The following is a 1,463-nucleotide window of genomic DNA, read 5'->3' as shown; positions in this document are numbered from 1 at the left end:
GGCGGTTTCTAGCGATCCCCGCAACACCCTGTTCTTCAGGGAGTTGCGGGGATCGTGTCGTTTGAGGAGTTGAAGGAAGCTTTCTTCGTAGCGCTGGACAGGGTGGACGGCAGCGTCGCGGCTGCTGCTCGCGTGATCGGCGCGAATCGGCATACTGCCGCTAGCTGGGCGCGCAAGGCAGGGATCCGCGGCCGTGGGAGACCGGGCAATGGTCCCCATCCTCGCCGGGAAGAGTACGAACAGCTGCGTGCCAGTGGCATGCGGCGAGGTGAGGCTGCAGCTCATATCGGCGTCAACATTCGCACGGCGGAAGACTGGGACAAGGGGATCCGGCAGATCGGACACTCGCGGCTCTACCCGGATGGTCGGCGGATCGACTACAACACCGGCATGACCACTCCCCTCACCGCTGCTGCACTGCCTGCGTTGGAGGCGGAGCTGCATCCACGATTTCTCACAGTGAAGGAACGAGAAGTCATCGCTGACCTGCGCCGGGGCGGGGCGAGCCTGCGTGCGATCGGACGGGTGCTGGGCAGGCCGGCCTCGACGATCAAGCGTGAGCTCGATGCCCGCTCCCTCGAAGGGCGTTATCAGCCCTATGCCGCGCAGCGTGCCTGGGCTGCGTCGAGACCGAGGCCGAAGACATCCAAGCTCGTCACGGACGTGTCGTTGCGGGAGTACGTGCAGGAGAAGCTGTCAGTGCAGTGGTCTCCGGAGCAGATCAGCCACACTCTGACCAAGGAGTTTCCCGACGACGAGAGCATGAGAGTGAGCCCGGAGACGATCTACCAGGCTTTATACGTCCAGGCGCGGGGCGGGTTGAGGCGAGAGGTCGCCGCTGCGCTGCGGACGGGCAGGACACGTCGGAAGCCCCACAAACATCCTGACCAGCGCACGCCCAGGTTCGTGGACGAGATGGTGATGATCTCTGAGCGGCCGCCGGAGGTCGAGGACCGGGCCGTGCCCGGGCACTGGGAAGGCGACCTGATCGTCGGGCCGGGCAGCATCTCGGCGATCGTGACGCTGGTGGAGCGGACCACTCGCTACGTGCTTCTGGGGCACCTGCCCGGCGGGCACACCGCTGAAGAGGTCCGGGACGTGCTCACCGCGCTGATCGGCACACTGCCGGAGCATCTGCGGGGGTCGCTGACCTGGGACCAGGGCGCCGAAATGGCTGCTCATAAGCAGTTCAGCATCGCGACCGGGGTTCCGGTGTTCTTCTGTGACCCGCACTCGCCCTGGCAACGAGGCAGCAACGAGAACATCAACGGACTCCTGCGCCAGTACTTCCCCAAGAGCACCGACCTGCGCCCCTACGGGCCCGAGGACCTCGAACACGTAGCCCAGAAACTCAACGGCCGTCCACGCAAGACGCTCGACTGGGATACCCCAGCCGAGCGTCTGCGTGATCTACTGACGACCAACTAGCCATCAGGTGTTGCGAGGACCCCTGGAAACCGCCC

The 1,463-nt window shown here is 65.2% G+C and carries 1 protein-coding gene; it reads left to right on the top strand.

What is annotated here, in order from left to right; all coding sequences use genetic code 11:
* The first annotated feature begins 258 nt into the window (after positions 1-258).
* The gene (locus IF64_RS0124840) at positions 259-1,428 is read left to right on the top strand and encodes an IS30 family transposase (RefSeq protein WP_145600783.1); all 1,170 of its coding nucleotides are present in this window, start codon (positions 259-261) and stop codon (positions 1,426-1,428) included.
* The last annotated feature ends 35 nt before the right edge of the window (positions 1,429-1,463 follow it).

This window comes from Prauserella rugosa, assembly GCF_000719975.1.
Classification (GTDB): Bacteria; Actinomycetota; Actinomycetes; order Mycobacteriales; family Pseudonocardiaceae; genus Prauserella; species Prauserella rugosa.
The sequence above is the reverse complement of the archived record's forward strand: the minus strand, read 5'-3'. Positions and strand labels throughout refer to the sequence as shown.